Source organism: Pacificispira sp. HM-600, assembly GCF_977993705.1.
Genome location: NZ_OZ388079.1, coordinates 1,774,246 through 1,792,357, shown reverse-complemented (window position 1 = coordinate 1,792,357; position 18,112 = coordinate 1,774,246). Strand labels below are relative to the sequence as shown.

Genomic DNA, 18,112 nt, shown 5'->3' with positions numbered 1-18,112 from the left:
CCCTGGGCGGGGCCCCCACGGGTTTAGCCGGCGAGGGCGATCTCGCGGCCTTCGTCATAGAACTCTTGAAGGTCCGCGGTCCACTCCTCTGCGGTCATGTTGCCGTTGGACATGGCCTGCATGCCGGACTGGATGAAGTCCAGGAACCCGGGAACGGGGTAGTCGGGGTAGAAGCTCAGCGTGTCGGCCTCGAGCAGCTCGTTGAACCGTTCGGTGTACTCCCGGGTGAGGTCGTCCTCGATGGTGGACGCGTCACCGGCGAGCGGGAGGCCGCCGAGTTGACCGATCTTGTTCTGCACTTCTTCGCTCAGCGTGATGTCGATCCAGTCGTACGCGAGCTCCTTGTTGGTCGCGTTGGCGGGCACGCCCCACAGGTGGCCGCTGGAGCCCATCTGCATGTTGGCGCCGGGAAGGGTGAAGTAGCCCCACTCGAAGGGTGCCTGCTCGCGGATACGAGCGAACTCGCCCTGGTTCCAGATCAGCATCGCCTTCTCGCCGCTGAGGAAGTTCACGGTGGCCTGCTCGAAGTTCAGGCCACCGAGCTCGGTGCCGACGTAACCCTTGTCGATCCATTCCTGGAACCTCTCAGCGCCGTCTCCCCACGGGCTCGCGGAGAAGTCCACCGGCTCGCGCAGGAACATGAAGTCGTCGATCGATTCCCGGTCGGCGCCAGCGGAGACCAGGGAGTACCACACCCACATCTGGTTGAATCCCTGGCTGGTCGCTGCGGACGAGGAGATCGGGGTGATGCCGGCGGCGAGAAGCTTGTCCATCGCCGCTTCGAACTCGTCCAGGTCGGTCGGTTCCTCGGTGATGCCCGCCTGCGCGAACAGGTCCTTGTTGTAGTAGAACATCACGTACTCGCCGATGTTCGGGATCCCATACCAGTCGCCGGAGCCGGCCAGGCCCTGCTCGTCGTACTTCGCGAAGGCCTGCATGCTGCCGGTGATCTTCTCGTCCCACCCGTACTCTTCGACGGTGTCGGTGAGCGGTGTGAGCAGGCCCTGCCCGGCGAGCTGGCCGCCGTCGGCGTTGCCCTTGTTGAACTCGATCACATCGGGCACGTCATTGCCGGTGAGGGTGATCTTCGCGTTCTGGCGCATCGCGTCGAAGCTGGTGGTCTGGAAGTCGACTTCGACGTCCGGGTGCTTCTCTTTGAAGATCTCCAGCGCCAGTTCCCAGCCCTGGCCCTGCGCGGTGTCGGGGTTCTCGTACTGCAGGATGGTGAAGGTGTTGTCTCCTTCGGCGTCGCTGCCGGAGCCGGCGCAGCCGGCTAGGGAGATCGCCACGGTGGCTGCGGCAGCAGCGCCGACGGCCGTGCGCATGATGTTGCGCTTCGTCGTTATCATCTTTCTTCTCCTCGGTGGATGGTGGCGCAGGAGCGCGCCGGGTACCGGTCCCTCGTGCTGTGAGACCGGACGATTCGGATGCTGTTGTCGTGCGCTAGGTGCTGGGTGGCGGTGCAACCGATGCGCGAACCACCAACGGGCACGGGATCTTCTGGGTCTGCGGGGCGCCGGTCTCGTCACCGTGCACCCGGTCGATGACTCGCTTGGCCGCCCACGCGCCCAGGTCGTGATGGGGCAGCCGAACCGTGGTGAGCCCCGGTCGCAGCGCGTCTGCGATGAAGCGCTGATCGTCGAAGCCGATCACGGAGAGATCTTCGGGGATGCGCAACCCGAGGTCATTGGCAGCCTGGTAGACGGCGAACGCGATCTGATCTGAGAAGCAGAACACCGCGGTGGGACGATCCGGACGCTCCAGCAGCGCCCGCATCGGTCCGTAGGCGGCAGCGGTCGCGGTGTCGTCAAGGAACAGGTGGAGGCCAGGGTCGGGCTCCACGCCGTGGTCTCGAAGCGCCGCCTCATAACCGGCGTGCCGCAGCTTGGACGCCACGAACACGTCGCCGCCGATGTTGCAGAAGGCGATGCGGCGATGCCCTGCCTGGGCGAGGTGATGCGTCGCGTCGTATGCGCCGCCATGCTCGTCGGGGACGACACCGTCTGCGATGGCGTCGCCAGCGGGGACTCCGTCGAGGATCATCACAGGGATGGTGGGGGGGACGGCGGGGACTTCCACAGCGCGGTGATACTCCGCAGCGATGATGAGCGCGTCGATGTCGCGCTGGAGCAGAGACCGGGAAGACTGGTCGAGAAGCTCCGTTCGATTGGTGGTGTCGATGATCATCGCGAGGTACCCGGATTTCCACGCCACGCTCTGAACGCCCTCGAGCATGCGGCCCGCAAACGGCACACTGGCGACCTGATCGGTGAGGACGCCGATTGTGTGGGTCCGCTTCGTCTTCAGACCCCGCGCGAGCTGATTGGGGATGTACCCCATGTCCTCCGCCGCGTGGCGGATCCGCTCGGCGGTCTCCACGTTCACACGGCCGGTGTGGCGGTCATTAAGGACCAGTGACACCGCAGAGGGTGAAACCCCTACTGCGGCGGCGAGGTCCTTCAACGTGATCACAATGACTCCCTTGGCATCAATCGTTTAACTTGCGGTGCGGACGCCCGCGTCAAACGTTTGATGTGACGGTAAGGACGTCAAACGCGTTGACGCAAAACCCGTTACTTAACCGTTACCTTTTGGTTGCGCCTAGGTCGCTCGTGCCGGGCGCTGTCCGTCCCCGTTGCGCCGGCGGCCCGAACCACTTGAATTCGAACGCGGGAGGAACTCAGGGCACGCGGCGGAGGAACGTCAGTTCGCTGGCTGGTTCGACGATCAGGGGCGTCAGTTTAGCGGCAATACCGTTCAGTTAAGGGTTCGTGCGGTAGTTTTGGGGTATGCCTCGTTCTGGTTGGGTGAAGCCGGTTTCTGACCGCCGGTTGTCGGATTTGGTGTCGGTGGGTTTGCTGACACGGGTGTTTCCTGCGGAGGTTGTTGATCAGGTGATTGCTGATGCCGGGCGTACCGAGCAACGGAATCGGTCGTTGCCGGCGCGGGTGATGGCGTATTTCTCGATCGGGATGGCGTTGCACTCGGAGGGTTCCTACGAGGATGTGTTCGCCCAGCTGACGGATGGGCTGGCATGGTCCTCGGGCTGGGCCGAGTCATGGTCGCCGCCGTCGAAGTCGGCGATCTTCCAAGCCCGCTCCCGGCTCGGATTCGAACCCGTGCGTGACCTGTTCACCCGGGTGGCGCGCCCGCTGGCCAGGCCGGCGACACCGGGTTCGTGGTTGGCCGGACGAAGACTGGTCGCGATCGATGGCACGGTCTTGGATCTGGCTGACACGCCGGCGAATGTCGACTTCTTCGGCCGCCCCGCGTCGAGTCGGGGTGAGCATGCCGCGTTTCCGCAGGCCCGGCTGGTGGCGTTGGCCGAGTGCGGCACCCATGCCATCCTCGACGCTGAAATCGGCCCATGCACCACTTCGGAGATCGCGTTGTCTCGGGAACTGCTCGACAGGCTGGAGCCTGGAATGCTGGTGCTCGCCGACCGAGGCTTCTACGGGTTCACACTCTGGCAGCAAGCCGCGGCCACGGGTGCAGACTTGCTCTGGCGGGTCAAGACGAACCTGCGCCCGCGGTTTCGGGAAGCTCTACCCGACGGGTCATGGTTGGCGGAGATCATCCCCACCTCCGGCACCGACCGGAAGTCGACACCGCCGCTGAAGGTGCGGGTCATCGACTACACGATCGAGGACGGGAGGGAGAACCCCGAGTCGTATCGGCTGCTCACCACGATCCTGGATCCAGCCGAGGTGACCGCCGAAGACCTCGCTGCGGCCTATTCCGAGCGGTGGGAGATCGAGTCCACCTTTGACGAGTTGAAGACACATCAGCGTGGCCCCAGGGGCGTGCTGCGCTCCAAGTCTCCCGATTTGGTCCAACAAGAAATCTGGGGGCACCTGTGCTGCCACTACGCCATCCGCACCCTCATGGTCGACGCCGCCGCCCACGCCGGACGGGACCCCGACCGGGTCTCGTTCGTCGCAGCGCTACGCATAGCCCGCCGCTCAGTCGCCTCGGGCTCTTTTTCCCCCTCAGCGCCCTGACACTGCCGTCGCCGCATGGCGTCACGCCATCCTCAGCCTTCTCAAACGCCTGAACCCTGCGCGCCGACAGCGCTCAAACCCCCGCGTGATCAAACGCAAGATCTCCAAATGGCTTGCCAAACGCGACCACCACAGTCGTTGGCCACAACCCGCGAACAGTCCCCGAGTTCACGTTCAAACCCTTAACTGAACGGTATTGAGTTTAGCGGTGAACGCCTGTCCGGCGGGGGCGTTGAGGTGCTCACGGAATGCTTCTTCGTCGAAGTAGGCCTCATAGACGAAGAAGCGCTCAGGAGTATCCCGCACCAGGTTGACTTCGAACATAAGGTTCCCGGGCTCTTGCTGGACAACCCGGGCATATTGACTGATGAGGCGTGCGACGCGACGCTCCTCGCCCGCTCGAGCGGTGAAGGTCGCGTGCAAGATGACGGGTTCGCTCATCGCAGGGTCTCCTTCGCCGCAACTCCTGATTGCGATTGGAGTGCGGCGTGCACGTCCTTCGTCGTAGGGAGATCAGCTCCTGCTCGTTGCACGGTGATGGACGCTGCGATGACTGCAAAGTGAACCGCGCGGATCAACTCGGACTCAGACGTGCTGTGCAGGAGGTCTGGTTGGGTGACGAGACGGTGGATGAGCGCAGCCATGAACGTGTCGCCTGCACCCACGGTGTCCACCACGGGCACCGTGGGTGCCGCGATCTGTACGCGGTGGTCCCGCGTGGCGGCAGCGGCCCCAGCCCCGCCCAGGGTGAGGGCGACGAGCGTCGCGCCACACTCGAGAAGATGGTCGAGGACCTCGTCCGAGGAGGCTGCCGGCCACAGCCAGCTGGCGTCCTCGTCGCTGAGCTTGACGACGTTCGAGCGTGAGGCGAGATGCTCGACACGGGCGACCGCACTCGCGTGCGATCCGACGAGAGCTGGCCGGATGTTGGGATCGAAGGTCACCATCGCCTGCCCCTGCAGCTCGTCGATGAAGGCAGTGAGCGTGTCCGCTCCGGGAGGCAGGAAAGCAGCAATCGATCCGAGATGGACGACTTGCGCAGCAGCCAGCTGAATCGGCGCTGGCACGTTCCATTCGATGTCAAACTCGTACTGTGCCACGCCCCGTGCGTCGATGAGAGCCGCTGCCGTCGCGGTGTGCTGAAGCGACCAGGATGCCGGATCGATTTTGACCCCGGACCGTTCCAGCAGTTCAGCGATCCTGTGGCCGCGGGCGTCATTGCCAAGAGCAGTCAGCAGCCGGGGGGTCGTTCCGAGTCGCCCCATCCCGAGCGCCACGTTCGCGGGGGAGCCACCCACGACTTCGACGCCGGGCTCGCCCACCGTCCGGACGATGTCGATCAAGCTTTCGCCCACCACGAGGACCTCTTCGCTCATATCGTGAACTCCCTGCTGGATTGTAGGTGTTGCCGTCATCGTCGGTGAGCTAGCGGATGACGAGTTGAGTTGGCAGCTCTGTCACCGTTGCCGGGTCGGTGAGCCCCTCAAGCCGATCGAACAGGCGCCGGGCAGCGGTTTCGCCGATGACCGCGGGATCCTGGGCGACGACCGTCATCGGGTGGGCGAGCAGATCGAACAGCTCGTGGTCGTCGAATGCGACATGCTCCAGACCGCTCGGGAAGTTCGCGGCGCGGAGTGTCGCGATCGTATTGAGGCTGTTGCCCGTGAACAGTGCCGTTGCCGGCTCGTCTAGGGTCAGGACGGCCGAGAGCGCCGCTTCAGACCGGGAGGAGTTGGGTTCACCGAGGTGGACCAGGCGATCGTCGTAGGGGATGCTCGCTTGCGCAAGCGCATCGCGATAACCGGCGAGCCGGTCGCGTCCGGTGTGCACGCTCTCAACGTTGCCGATGAAAGCGATGCGCCGGTGGCCGCGTTCGATAAGGTGCCGGACACCCATCAGAGCGCCGTCGCGATTCGCGCTGAGAACAGTGTCAGCAACCAGGCCTTGAGGTGGTCGGTCGGCGAACACGATCGGCAAGCCCCCGGTCAGCTCCGACTGCAGGTATCCGTGGTCAGCGGGGGAGGGGACGATGATCAAACCATCGACTCGTCGGGCAATGAACGACTCGCTGAGGTCGCGCTCGTGCTGAGGGTCCCCCGACGATGACGCGGTGAACACGAGGCTTCCCTGGCGCCGCGCGACGTCCTCGACGGCGTGGGCGATGGTGGCCTGAATCGGTTCGGAGATGTCCTCCAGGATCAGCGCGATCGTGGACGACGAGCCGTTGCGCAGGCTGGCGGCGCTGGTATTGCGCTGGAATCGAAGCTGCGAGATCGCTCGCTCCACCACTTCCCGCGTCTCGTCGCTGACGTGCTTCTCGCCGTTCACGACTCGCGAAACGGTCTTGATGCCGACGCCGGCGAGGGCGGCAACATCCTTCATCGTGGGCCGTGCCGCACGCACGCCTGATGGCTGCTGAGTCATCGGTCACAACCTCCCTTCTGACAACGTTATCGGATTTTGCTTGCGACAGCAGGAAATCTATGCCAGCATCGCTCCGACAACGTTGTCGGTCGCACTAGAAGCGGCCACCGACACAAGAGAGGCACATCAATGAAGAGTGGAAGAATCGTCGGGTCCGCCGCAACTGCGGCGATCGGCGCGGTCCTGCTCGCTGGTTGCGCGGGTGGAGGGAACGAGGCAGCCAGCGACGGCAACGTCGAACTTCGCTGGATCATGTCGGCCGACTCCCAGAAGGAAGTCGACGTCTGGAATCACCTCGCGGACATGGTGCACGAGGAGTTCCCGAACATCACGGTGACGTTCGAGAGCACGCCGTTCAAGGACTACTACAACAAGCTCACCGCTCAGGCGGCCAGCAACGACCTCGCCTGCATCGCCGGACTGCAGGCGCAGCGCGTACCCGACGTCGGGTCGCTGTTCACGGACCTGACGCCTTCCTTCGAGACCACGGGCTTCGACATTGACGAGTACGCGCCGTCGATCGTCGAAGGCCTCCAGCAGGACGGCAAGCAGCTGGCGGTGCCGTACGACCTCGGGCCCTACGTCCTCTACTACAACAAGGACATGTTCGACGCGGCCGGCGTCCCGCTTCCCACACCCGGATGGTCAGTGGAGGAGTTCATGTCGGCGGCGAAGGCGCTGACGAAGGACGGCAAGTACGGGTTCGTGGCCGACGGCACCCCAGACATGTGGCTGCCCTACGTGCTCAGCATCGGCGGCACGTACATCAAGGACGGCAAGCCCGACCTGACCAACGACAAGGTCGTCGAGGGCTTCACGTGGGTGACAGACCTCGCCACGCAGGAGAAGGTCGCTCCGGCGCCGCCGGCGTCCGGTGCTTCCAACTGGCCGGCCGACCAGTGGCGCAGCGGCAACGCCGCGATGTACGTAGACGGTCCGTGGCAGCTGATCAACGCCAAGGAGAACGTCCCGTTCACGATCGGCCTGGCCACCACCCCCGCCTTCGATGGCACCTCGATCACGACGATGTCCGGAACGGGATTCGGCGTCACCACCTCGTGCGAGCACCCGGAGGAGGCGTGGCAGGCCATCTCGGTCATCATCGGCCCTGAGGCACAGAAGTACATCGCTGACGCCGGCCGCGGTTTTCCCGCATACCTCGACGCGCAGGCGAACTGGTACGAGGTCGCCGGTGTCGATGGCGCCAAGGAAGCGATCGACACGGCGCTGGCGACGGTCGACCCGTACCGCACCACTCCGAAGTGGAACGAGACCTCGGCGCTGCTTCAGCAGTACGGCGTCCAAGCCTTCAACGGCAGCGAGTCACCTGAGACCGTCCTCGAGCAGGTCCAGGCGCAGGTCGCGCCCTGACGAATCTCATCTTCGGAGGGGGCCGAGCCACCGCGCAGGCCCCCTCCAATGAGGAGCACAACATCATGCACACCACGCTCGTGAAGCCATCCGCGCCGCCCACTCAGAAGACACCGCCCGTGCGTCGTCGCAGGCGCAACAACGACACTCGATCAGTACTGGGGTTCCTCACCCCGAACCTGTTCGGCTTTCTTTGCTTCACGATCATCCCTATCGGGGCTTCGCTCGCACTGAGCTTCTACGAGTGGCCGATGATCGGCGAAGCCGTCTTCGTCGGCTTCGACAACTTCATCCGGCTGTTCACGAAGGATCCAATCTTCTGGCAGGTCGTCGGAAACACGATCTACTTCGTCGTGGGATACGTCGTTCTGAACCTCATCGTGTCGATGTCGCTTGCGATCTGGCTCACGTCGAAGGTGAAGGCGAAGGGCTTCCTGCGGTTCGTGTTCTTTCTCCCGGTCGTCAGCCCCATGGTCGCGAACGCCGTGGTGTGGCGACTGCTCTACGCCCCAGAAGACGGGCTGATCGCCTGGTTCTTCGAGACCTTCACCGGCACGACCGGGCCCAACTGGCTCGGGAGCTCCGAGTGGGCGATGCCGGCCGTCATCCTCATGTCGGTGTGGGCCGGGTTCGGATACAACATGATCATCTTCATCGCGGGCATCGAAGGGATCCCGCAGTCCCTCTATGAAGCGGCAGCTATCGATGGGGCCGGCTGGTGGCGACGGCTTTGGAGCATCACCCTTCCGATGCTGACGCCCAGCATCTTCTTCGCCACCGTGATGACGATCATCTCCTCGCTGCAGGTCTTCGCGCAGCCGTTCGTGCTGACCGGCGGTGGCCCGGGATCTTCGACCACGACGCTCGTCTTCTACCTCTATCAGAAGGGCTTCCAGTCCTACGAGATGGGCTACGCCTCCTCGATCGCCTGGTCACTGTTCGTCCTGATCATGATCATCACCTTCGTCCAGTTCCGTAGCCAGAAAAAGTGGGTGCATTACTCATGAGCGTCGCCCCCGTCTCCGGACACGTCATCCGACGCAAAGTCGGACTGGGCATCTCCCAGGTCTTTGTCGTCCTCGCGGCCGTCGTCACACTGATCCCCTTCATCTGGATGGTGTCCACCGCTCTCAAGCCGGCCTCAGAGGTCTTCTCGAACCCGCCGGCGTTGGTGGGTTCGTCGATCGAATGGGGAAACTTCGCCGCCGCGTGGAACTACCTGCCGTTCGGCCGGTTCATGCTCAACGGCCTCATCGTGTCAGGGATCGGCACCCTCATCGTGGTCCTTACCTCCGCGATGGCCGCCTACGCGTTCTCGCGCTTGAAGTGGCGGGGACGAGACGGCACCTTCCTGATCTACCTCGGCACCCTCATGGTGCCGCAGGAGGTGCTCATCGTCCCGATGTTCATCCTCATGCGCAACCTGGGGTGGGTGAACTCCTATCAGGCGCTCATCATCCCGTGGGCCTTCACCGCGTTCGGCACCTTCCTGTTGCGGCAGTTCTTTCTCACCCTCCCCGACGAGCTCGAGGAAGCGAGCCGCATCGACGGCGCCAGCCGGTGGACCTCGTTCACGCGCATCATCCTCCCGCTAGCGACACCCGCGCTGGGAACGCTCGCGGTATTCACCTTCATCGGGTACTGGAACAGCTTCCTCTGGCCGCTTCTGATCGTCAGCGACGTGAACATGGCCACGGTGCCGCTCGGGCTCAACATGTTCCTCGGTCAGACCGGCAACCAGTGGAACCTGCTCATGGCGGCCTCCACTATCTCCGTCATTCCCAGCGCAATCATCGTGATCGCTCTGCAGCGCTACCTGGTCTCGGGCATCGCGCTCAGCGGCATGGGTGGCCGCTGAGCCCGCTCCGACTTCCCTCACAATCGAAAGGAAACCCGTGCACCGCATCTACTACCAGCCCGAAGGGGTGTGGTTCGGCGACTGCATGCCGTTCTTCGCGAACGGCGAGTTCCATCTGTACCACCAGCGCGACACCCGCAAACCAGGACCGTTCGGTGAACCGTTCGGGTGGGCGCTGGCGACCACGACCGACTTCGTGTCCTACAAAGACCACGGCGAGTCCCTGCACAAGGGTGCAGACGAGGACCAAGACCAGTTCATCTTCGCCGGCAGCGTGTTCGAGGCCGACGGCACCTACTACGCGATGTACACCGGCTACAACCGGGACTATCCCGAGCAGGGCAAGGCATCCCAGGTCCTCATGATCGCCGAGAGCGACGACCTCCTCACCTGGCGAAAGTCGGACCGGAAGCTGGTCCCGCCGCAGCCGGGCTACGACCCGAACGACTGGCGCGACCCGTTCGTGCTGTGGGACGAAGACGCCTCCAACTACCTCATGATCCTCGGCGCCCGCAAAGCCGGCGAGAAGGTGCTCACCGGTTCGACGGTCGCGTTCCGATCGGACGATCTGGAGGACTGGCGTTTCGAGGGTGACTTCTGGGCCCCCGGCCTCTACAGCATGCACGAAATGCCCGACCTGTTCCGGATTGGCGACTGGTGGTATCTGCTGACGACTGAGTACAGCGACAAGTCCAAGACTGTCTACCGGATGTCCCAGTCGCTGGACGGCCCCTGGGTCGCACCGGTCGACGACGCGTTCGACGGGCGCGCCTACTACGCCGCTCGCTCCGCGACCGATGGCGAGCGTCGCTACCTGTTCGGATGGGTGCCCACCCGTACCGATGGTCAGCCGCGCGGCAACTGGGAGTGGGGAGGCACGCTTGTGGTGCACGAGGTATATCAGCGCCCCGACGGGTCGCTCGGCGTCGCGCCCCCAGCCGGAGTCCGCGCCGCATTCGGTGAGAGCGTGCACCTCGACGCGGTACAGGCTGCGAACGTGGACGGCGTCGCGGAACAAGAGATCGCCACCGACTCCAGCAACCTGTTCCGGCTCAGCGGGGAGCTGAAGTTTGCCGAGGGGACGCGTTCCGCGTCGATTCGGCTCTTTGAGGACGCAGCCACGGGGCAGGGTTACGAGTTCCAGCTGCTGTTCGGCGAGAACAGGCTCCTGTTCGATCGCCGCCCGAACTACCCCTGGTACCGATACGACAACCGCGGCTTGGAGCGTCCCATCACCTGGGAAGCCGGCCGTGACTACCGGTTCGAGATCATCGTCGACGGCGACATTGCGACGCTCTACGTCGACGGTGTCGCTCTCAACGCGCGCACCACCGACACTCCGGGCGGATCGATCGTGCTGAGCGCAGTGGAAGGATCCGTCCAATTCGACGATCTGGAGCTCGCGCGCGGCCTGCGGTGAACCACATCGGGCGTGTCGGGTGGTTAGCCACTCGACACGCCCGAGCCTGAGATGGCGACTGTGGACATCTCGACCGGCGCCCGCGAGCACTGCCCATGGACATTTCGCACCTCGTGGGGCTGGAACTGGTACACAGTGGTGGACATTTGCTGCTGATCCCTACACGTCTGTAGGTTTTTTTTGAAGATGTCCATTTCGCACGTGAAATGTCCACGGTGTGTCCATATGGACATTTCGGCCGCGCTGGCCCCTAACGATGCACAGGGATGCGACTAGATTCAAGCAGCGATCGCCACGCATCACGGCTGATGTACTCCGCTTGGATCAGAGTCGCCATCGGCATCGTGTAAGGGCGAAATTGGACGACGTAGCCGGTCCCGTCCGGTAAGGAATCGGGTGTCCACCCATCGAGCCACGCGAGGAGATACTCCAGCTCATCGCCGCCCATCGCCGCGATGTCGATGAGAGCCTGGCGCAACTCGAGGAATTCCCGAAGCTCGGCGGTTGACTTCATCGCGCCTACGACCATGGCGAATGACTGAACGGGGAGGGCGGTAAAGGCGACATCACCGTCCTCGGCCAATGCGCGAACGTTCCATGCTTCGCCCGAATAGTCGTGCAGCGAGACGACGAATCCATCGGCCGGGTTGTCGGAGCCGCCCTGCCTCTCTCGAATCCAAGCACCGCCTCTGAGCCGGGTCACGCGGCGGTCGACTTGCTTGTGTGCCGCTTGAAGATCGTTCAGGAAGCTGTTCGCCGCCGCAGCTGAGTCGCGCGCTGGTAAATAGGACTTGCACTCCAACACCACGTCGACGTGCGCGCCAGCGATGTGAACATCAACCTCGTCACCCTTCTGCATCCCCTTCATGTCGACCACCAAGGAGTCCCGGTGGATCTTCGCGTCGCGCGGTCCGATGCGTCGGCAGATGAACGCACATACAAACTCAAAGGCGTCCCCCTGGGCGTCGGAGCCGAGCGTCGACCGAATCGCAGAGAACAGCGTTAGGTCGAGGTTGAAGACGAATGCCGTCGCGTTACCAATACGGGGACCTTCATCGCCGGGCACCAGAGGATAGAGCTCTGGCTCATGGCTTTCGAGCAGCGACTCGATACGGCTGGGGTCCTGACGTTTCGCGATAAGAGCGTCTCGCACCACGGGATGTAGCGAGTCTACGACGGCGGTGTTGAGCATCCAGGGATCGGTGCCGTCAATCAGGCGCGCGACTGCGCTGGTCTGACCATGTCCTAGACACGTCGCGGCGAGACCGCCTCTCGCTGACGCCCAAGCATCGACTCCGTCGGCGATGAGCGTCGAGATCCAGTGGAACTTTGTCGAGCCGAACTCATTGCGGGTGTGCGATGTTCGGCCGGCGACAGCGAGTCGGTGAGACTCCTGGGAAGTGACGCAGAGCAAGATCAGAGACTCCGCATGCCATCGTGCACCTGCTTCGAGGCAGTGTCTCAGCGCGCTCGGGAACTCGTTACGACCCGACGCAGTGGTCGAGACCAACCAAGCAAGCCGAGCATACGACGGGCCAGAAGCGGGAAGTTCGACTTTCGGAAGGTGCCGGACGCACTCGGGATGAGCCTCGGTGAGCCGCTTCTTCAGGTTCGCAAGTGCTTCCGCGATGCCGACCTTGGCCCGTCCCTCAAGCTTTTCGAGGACGCGAGCCTTGCGACTCTCCAGCGCGGCCCGTTCGGCGGCTGATCCCGGTTCGTTTGAGTTCATGGAGTCCAGGATCTCGATCTTCGTAACGCAGTCGAGGAAGCGCTCAAATAGCGCGCGTGAATGCTCGCTCGCAGCAGCGGTGAGTCGGAGCATCTCCGACTCACGGGACGACGCCTCTAGGCCGGAATCTCGGATCTTCACCATGGCCCACACGACATCCGGTGGGGCTTCGCCTTTTCAGCGGCTGAGTCACTACTCCACCGCCCGCTCGAACGCACCCCGCACAAAACTGTTCGAGGATCACCAGCGTCCTGCTTCTGCACTGCTAGTGCGTTCAATCCATCACCAACTGCATTAGTTCGGAGTAGTCGGAAACGACGTCGTAAGTGACGTCTCGATCGGTCTTCGCGTTGAGCGCAGCAAAGAACTTGCGGGCACACTCGATCTTGGCGTTCTCGACGCCCTTGAGCTGAAGAGTCGAGAGCGACCCTTTCGTTTCGGCCACAAAGTAGACGTGCTTGATCTTCGTGTCGTCATCGCGGAATGCAATCGCCCAGTCGGGGTTGTAGTCGCCGACCGGCGTCGGTATGAAGAAGCCGCGCGGGAGCTTCGAGTAGACGACGACCTCGTCGCTGACGTCCAGCTTCTCGACGAACGAGCGCTCGACCTTGGAGTCGGTGACCACGTACTCGTAGACGCTCTTCTTCAGTTTGTCGCCGGCCTTGGACAGGTCCTGCGCGGTCTGGTTCTCTGTGAAGATCGACGATTCGTAGCGGTTGTCGAGCGGGTCGTAGCTGAGGTGCTCGACGATGGCACTCGCCTTCTGCTCGTTGATGAGTCGGGCGGCCTCGGTGATGAACTGCTCGGGGTTCTGCTTGAACTTCGCAAACGTACCCGGGTGGATGCCGGTGAGTATCGACGCGCAGGTGCGGCGGGTGAGCTGCGTCTTCTCCGCGATCTCTCCCAGAAGGTCGTACTTGACGGTTGATCCTGCCGACACGGCCGAATGCTCGATCTTCGTTTCGGAGACTTTGAAGCCTGTGCCGGCCTCCAGTTGTTCCATCTCGAGGCCAACGACTTGCTTGCCGCTCTCGACGAGGTACTGCATGACGGTGACGTTGAGCGAGGTGTCGAGCACGCGAATGCAGTTGTCGATCAGCTCTTTGGAATCGAACTCGACCTGGTAGACGGCCTTGTGGTTGATGCGTCCCCAGAGCTCCTGGAACTCGCGCTTGTTGAAGTTGGCTTCGTTGAGCGGAATCCTCTTCGGCTTGCGTCCGTCGGTTGGCTTCGGCACGTCGAGGTACAGAGCGTCGACGAGCGGCCAGACGAAGTCGATGACGGGTTTGAGTATCTCGGAGGTCGGTACGGCGAGGGTTCCGTCGGCTCGCGCATCCTTGTATGCCTGCGTGACCAGGCCGGACTCGTCGATGTAGTCGTTCTTGATCAGGTGAAAGTAGAGAGCCTGCGCGACTGTCTTTTCGAGGGCGCTCGTTGAACCGTCGCCCAGCGTGATCGGCTTGCCCACGAAGTAGTCGACGCTTGCTTTGCGTGGCCGCGCCGACAGCGACTCGATGATTTCCTTCTGGAGAGCGGTCACGAAGTCCGTGTAGGACTCGTCGGTGACGACGGTCAGTTCGTTGATGTCGTGGACGGTGACGGGATTATCCATCCGCTCTCCGTGCTGATCCACGGAGAGTCGCAGACCACGGCCGATCTCCTGTCGTCGTGTCGTCGTGTTGTCGCTCTTCTTGAGCATGCCCATGACGAACACGTTCGGGTTGTCCCAGCCCTCGCGCAGCGCGGAGTGCGACCAGATGAATCGGACGGGCTCCTCAAAGGAGAGCAGCCGTTCTTTGTCTTTCAGGATCAGGTCGTAGGCGTCGACGTCGTCCGATTGGCCTGCGAAGTCGCCGCGGGCTGCGATCTTGCCGTCGATGAACTGCTTGGACTTCTTGTCGATCGAGAAGTACCCCTCGTGGGTGGAGCGCACCGGGATCGCCTGGACATGGTCACGGTAGCGTTCCACCGCCTCATCTAGGTCGAGCTCACCGAGGTAGTCGGCGAGCACAGCTTCATACTCTTCCTCGAACACTCGGGCGTACTCGCCGAGAGTGTCCTCGCGCTCGTAGTCGCGGTACTTGGCGACCTCGTCGATGAAAAACAACGATAGAGCCTTGATTCCTTGCGAGAACAGCTCGCGCTCCTTGCCCAGGTGGGCACGGATGACCTCACGGATCTGGATGCGTCGCTTCTGGTCTTCGGCTACGTCCTCGGTAACCTCGCCGGCGCCGATGATGTCACCGTTGCTCAGCTCGATGATGTCGCGGTTGGCGTCCACGTCGCGAATGAAGAGGCCCTTATACGCCTCGATGCCGCCAGAGATGTCGTGCAGGTTCGTCCCGTGGCTGAGGCGCTTCACTTGCCGCTTGATGCCCTGAGCGGTCTGCACCTCCAGCTCGACTCGTGCCTTCGGAAAGTCGGCGCCTTTCCCGATCTCGAGGCCGTCCACATACAGGTAGGCGCTGTTGCCGGCCAGGTGCTTGACGGTGATGCCGCGCACCGCGATCTTCTTCACCAGCTTCTGGTTGTAGGCATCGATGGCGTCGAGACGGTGCACTTTGGTGCGTTCGATTCTGTGCGTCGCGGAGTATCGCAGCGCAAAGAGGGCATTGAACGAGGTCAGCGCTTCCAGCGACTTCGAGGGCTTCTTCGCGTCACCTTCGATCTTCTGCGGCTCATCGATGATCAGGATCGGCCTATTCGCGGCAAGCACGTCGATCGGCTTGCGTGACTGGAAGTCGTCCAGCACCTCGTATATGCGGCGGGCCTCCTTGCCGGTGGCATTGAACGCCTGCACATTGATGATCATCACCTGCACGCCCGCGTCTGATGAGAACCGCTCGATCTCGTGCAATCGCGACGAGTTGTAGATGAAGGTGCGTGGTTTCGTGCCGTAAAGCTGCTGGAAGTGCTCGCCGGTGATGTCGAAGGACTTCTTCACACCCTCGCGGATCGCGACCGACGGCACGACGATGATGTACTTCGACCATCCGTATCGATTGTGCAGCTCCATGATCGTCTTGACATAGACGTACGTTTTTCCGGTACCGGTCTCCATCTCGATATCGAGATTGATCGGCGCCGCGGACTTCTTGACGTGATCCCTGAGGTCCTTCGACAACTCCAGCCCGCGTGCCTGCTGCACCTGATGCACGTTGGCCAAGAGCTGTGGCGCTGTCAGCGCGATCTCCGCGTTGCGAAGTCCCGCGTCAGCCAGGAGCGTGGGCGACGCGTCCTTCCCAGGATCGATGCGGTACTTCACCCCGTCGGCGTAGGGCTGGCCACCAAACACGTCGACCACAGCACTTACAGCTTCGGTCTGGTACTGCTGAACCTTGAACTGGAGCTTCATTAGAGTCAGATGACCTTCACATCAGTCGACGGTGAGAGTTCTTTGAAGATCTGCTCCGCGTTGATTCGTGCGTCGTCTGAAGGAAAACCGGAATCACTAAAGACTGCGCGCAAAGGCTCCTTTCGAGCTAGGGCCTGGACGACATCCTGAGTGACGCCTTCCTCGAAGCAGGCGACGAGTGCACCATCATCGACCACAAAGAATTCTTGGCCTCCCACGTTCTCGACGGAGACAGGCAAACTCGGTTCAAGCCCGGACTCGAGAACCACTTGGAACAGGAGGTCTTCGCCGGTGCGTCCTGGCTTGATGCCGTCCTCAAGTTCAGCGAGCTTCAACTGCTCGGTCTCTTCGGGGGTGCGAAGTACTTCTGAGAAGTTCGACGAGTCCACCTTTAGTACCCGAAAACCCAGGTCAAGCTGGCCACCGGTTAGCCCGACCTGCTCCCCGACTTTGACCGATGCTCGGGCAATCCTTTCTCGGCACAGCTCAGCGATCGACGAAAAGCCCGCATTGGCAGCGTCGCTTTGGACGTCTAACTCTTCGGCGATCTGAACACAGATGAATGTCCGCCGCCCGCCGTCCGCAGCGTTTTGCTCCATGACGGCGTGGGCAGTCGTCCCGGACCCTGCGAAAAAGTCCAGCACGAGCGCGTCCGGATCAGCGATCCACGCCAGCAAGCGACGCACCAGTTCGGGCGGCTTTGTGTAGTCGAAGTACTTCGCCATACCCAAGGCCGCAAGGGCCCGTGCCCCCTGGTCGTTGGTTACGCCATCCAGAAAGTCTCGCGGCCGCTTGCCGTCAGCGAGGCGGTCTTCCAGATAGTACTTTGTGTACACGTTCCACTTGGATTGATGGCCCTCCCCATTCTGAAGCGGGCTGGTTGCCGTCTCTTTGAATACCAGCAGATCCTTCTTCTGCTGGTAAGTGTCGTAGCTCCAGCGCCAAACGCGATCCTCGCGAGACTCAGGTGGCCGGTTCGCGGCGTCTACGACGTCCTGCGGACGGCGGGGGCCCGGCGGTAGAACGAACGATCCATCGGGGCACTCGATCCAGTAGCGCTGATTTGAGCACCCTCGCAGCGGGTCCAGGCTCGCTTGATAGAGGCCGACCGTCGCAAATGCTCCGCGATCGTCGATCGCCGAGAACTTCCGCCGATACGCCTCGTCGACTTCGTCCATCAACGGACCTACCGCATCGGCGTTCCGCGCGATGGTAACCAGATAGTCCTTCGATGGCGCGAAGTGCGTTCCCTTGTTCGAAGTCTTCTTTGTAACGCGCGCAACGCTCGCTAGGTAGTTGGTCGAACCGAAGATTTCCTTACAGATCTCGACGAGCCCGGCATGTTCGCCATCATCGATCGAGATCACGATGACGCCGTCTTCGGCAAGCAGATTCCGAGCGAGCTTTAGGCGCGGGTAGATCATGCTCAACCAGTTCGAGTGGAATCGTCCGTTCGTTTCAGGGTTGGCGACTAAGCGTGCCCCAGCAGCATCGCTCTGTCCCGACTCAACCAAGAATCTGGCAGACGATTGCATGAAGTCATCGTCGTAAATTAGATCGCTCCCCGTGTTGTACGGAGGGTCGATGTAGACGAGCTTGACCTTGCCGAGGTAAGGCTCCTGTAGGAGCTTCAGGGCATCGAGGTTGTCGCCCTCGATGAAGAGGTTTTTCGTCGTATCGAAGTCGACCGACTCCTCGCGCACCGGGCGCAGTGTCTTCGCGATCGGTGCGTTCGCAGCGAATGCGGCGGCACGTTTGCCGGGCCAATCGAGCTGGTAGCGCTCCTGCGACCCTTCGACGACGTAGTCGGACAATTCCTGTCGCAGCAGATCGAAGTCGATCGCTCGGGTTGGCTCCCCGTCGGCGTCGAGTGCTTCCGTGACGACCGCAGGAAAGAGGTCTGCGATCTTGTCGATGTTTACTCGGGTGAGATCGGGGGATGTCATTCGCAGTC

Annotated in this window: 13 protein-coding genes; 5 read left to right on the top strand and 8 right to left on the bottom strand. The window is 62.5% G+C overall.

The features are described 5' to 3' along the window. Positions 1-23: 23 nt before the first annotated feature. Together ACXZ1E_RS08485 and ACXZ1E_RS08480 are read right to left on the bottom strand one after the other, a co-directional pair. Positions 24-1,349 (bottom strand): ABC transporter substrate-binding protein, encoded by a 1,326-nt coding sequence (locus ACXZ1E_RS08485; protein ID WP_458040128.1) that lies wholly within the window; start codon positions 1,347-1,349, stop codon positions 24-26. A gap of 94 nt (positions 1,350-1,443) precedes the next feature. Further along, positions 1,444-2,472 (bottom strand): LacI family DNA-binding transcriptional regulator, encoded by a 1,029-nt coding sequence (locus tag ACXZ1E_RS08480; protein WP_458040127.1) that lies wholly within the window; start codon positions 2,470-2,472, stop codon positions 1,444-1,446. 317 nt (positions 2,473-2,789) lie between these two features. Between ACXZ1E_RS08480 and ACXZ1E_RS08475 the strand changes: the two genes are divergently transcribed. Further along, positions 2,790-4,001, top strand: coding sequence for an IS4 family transposase (locus tag ACXZ1E_RS08475; RefSeq protein ID WP_168914865.1), 1,212 nt, complete (start codon positions 2,790-2,792; stop codon positions 3,999-4,001). Between the two features lie 174 nt (positions 4,002-4,175). Here ACXZ1E_RS08475 and ACXZ1E_RS08470 read toward each other — a convergent pair whose 3' ends face one another. The 3 genes from ACXZ1E_RS08470 to ACXZ1E_RS08460 are packed head-to-tail and all read right to left on the bottom strand — an operon-like array spanning position 4,176 to position 6,425. Continuing rightward, positions 4,176-4,442, bottom strand: coding sequence for a putative quinol monooxygenase (locus ACXZ1E_RS08470; protein ID WP_458040126.1), 267 nt, complete (start codon positions 4,440-4,442; stop codon positions 4,176-4,178). Continuing rightward, the gene (locus ACXZ1E_RS08465) at positions 4,439-5,377 is read right to left on the bottom strand and encodes a carbohydrate kinase family protein (protein WP_458040125.1); all 939 of its coding nucleotides are present in this window, start codon (positions 5,375-5,377) and stop codon (positions 4,439-4,441) included. Before ACXZ1E_RS08465 ends, ACXZ1E_RS08470 begins: the two co-directional genes overlap by 4 nt. A gap of 49 nt (positions 5,378-5,426) precedes the next feature. Beyond that, entirely contained in the window at positions 5,427-6,425 is a 999-nt protein-coding gene (locus tag ACXZ1E_RS08460) for a LacI family DNA-binding transcriptional regulator (protein ID WP_458040124.1), read from the bottom strand. A 129-nt stretch (positions 6,426-6,554) separates the two neighbouring features. Here ACXZ1E_RS08460 and ACXZ1E_RS08455 point away from each other — a divergent pair, with 129 nt between their 5' ends. The 4 genes from ACXZ1E_RS08455 to ACXZ1E_RS08440 all read left to right on the top strand — a co-directional run bounded on the left by ACXZ1E_RS08455 (position 6,555) and on the right by ACXZ1E_RS08440 (position 11,074). After that, complete coding sequence (locus tag ACXZ1E_RS08455; protein WP_458040123.1) at positions 6,555-7,796, top strand: ABC transporter substrate-binding protein; 1,242 nt, start codon at positions 6,555-6,557, stop codon at positions 7,794-7,796. Positions 7,797-7,861: 65 nt separating this feature from the next. Beyond that, positions 7,862-8,803, top strand: a complete 942-nt coding sequence (locus ACXZ1E_RS08450; RefSeq protein WP_458040122.1) for a carbohydrate ABC transporter permease — start codon at positions 7,862-7,864, stop codon at positions 8,801-8,803. Then, positions 8,800-9,654 (top strand): carbohydrate ABC transporter permease, encoded by an 855-nt coding sequence (locus tag ACXZ1E_RS08445; RefSeq protein ID WP_458040121.1) that lies wholly within the window; start codon positions 8,800-8,802, stop codon positions 9,652-9,654. Before ACXZ1E_RS08450 ends, ACXZ1E_RS08445 begins: the two co-directional genes overlap by 4 nt. 37 nt (positions 9,655-9,691) lie before the next feature. Next, complete coding sequence (locus ACXZ1E_RS08440; RefSeq protein ID WP_458040120.1) at positions 9,692-11,074, top strand: family 43 glycosylhydrolase; 1,383 nt, start codon at positions 9,692-9,694, stop codon at positions 11,072-11,074. Positions 11,075-11,324: 250 nt separating this feature from the next. Here ACXZ1E_RS08440 and ACXZ1E_RS08435 read toward each other — a convergent pair whose 3' ends face one another. The 3 genes from ACXZ1E_RS08435 to ACXZ1E_RS08425 form a co-directional block, all read right to left on the bottom strand. Then, positions 11,325-12,947: a hypothetical protein gene (locus ACXZ1E_RS08435; protein WP_458040119.1), complete on the bottom strand. Its 1,623-nt coding sequence runs from the start codon at positions 12,945-12,947 to the stop codon at positions 11,325-11,327. Positions 12,948-13,077: 130 nt separating this feature from the next. Further along, positions 13,078-16,158, bottom strand: coding sequence for a type III restriction-modification system endonuclease (locus tag ACXZ1E_RS08430; protein WP_458040118.1), 3,081 nt, complete (start codon positions 16,156-16,158; stop codon positions 13,078-13,080). Between the two features lie 5 nt (positions 16,159-16,163). Further along, on the bottom strand, positions 16,164-18,104 hold the full coding sequence (locus ACXZ1E_RS08425; RefSeq protein ID WP_458040117.1) for a site-specific DNA-methyltransferase: 1,941 nt from the start codon (positions 18,102-18,104) through the stop codon (positions 16,164-16,166). Positions 18,105-18,112 lie beyond the last annotated feature (8 nt).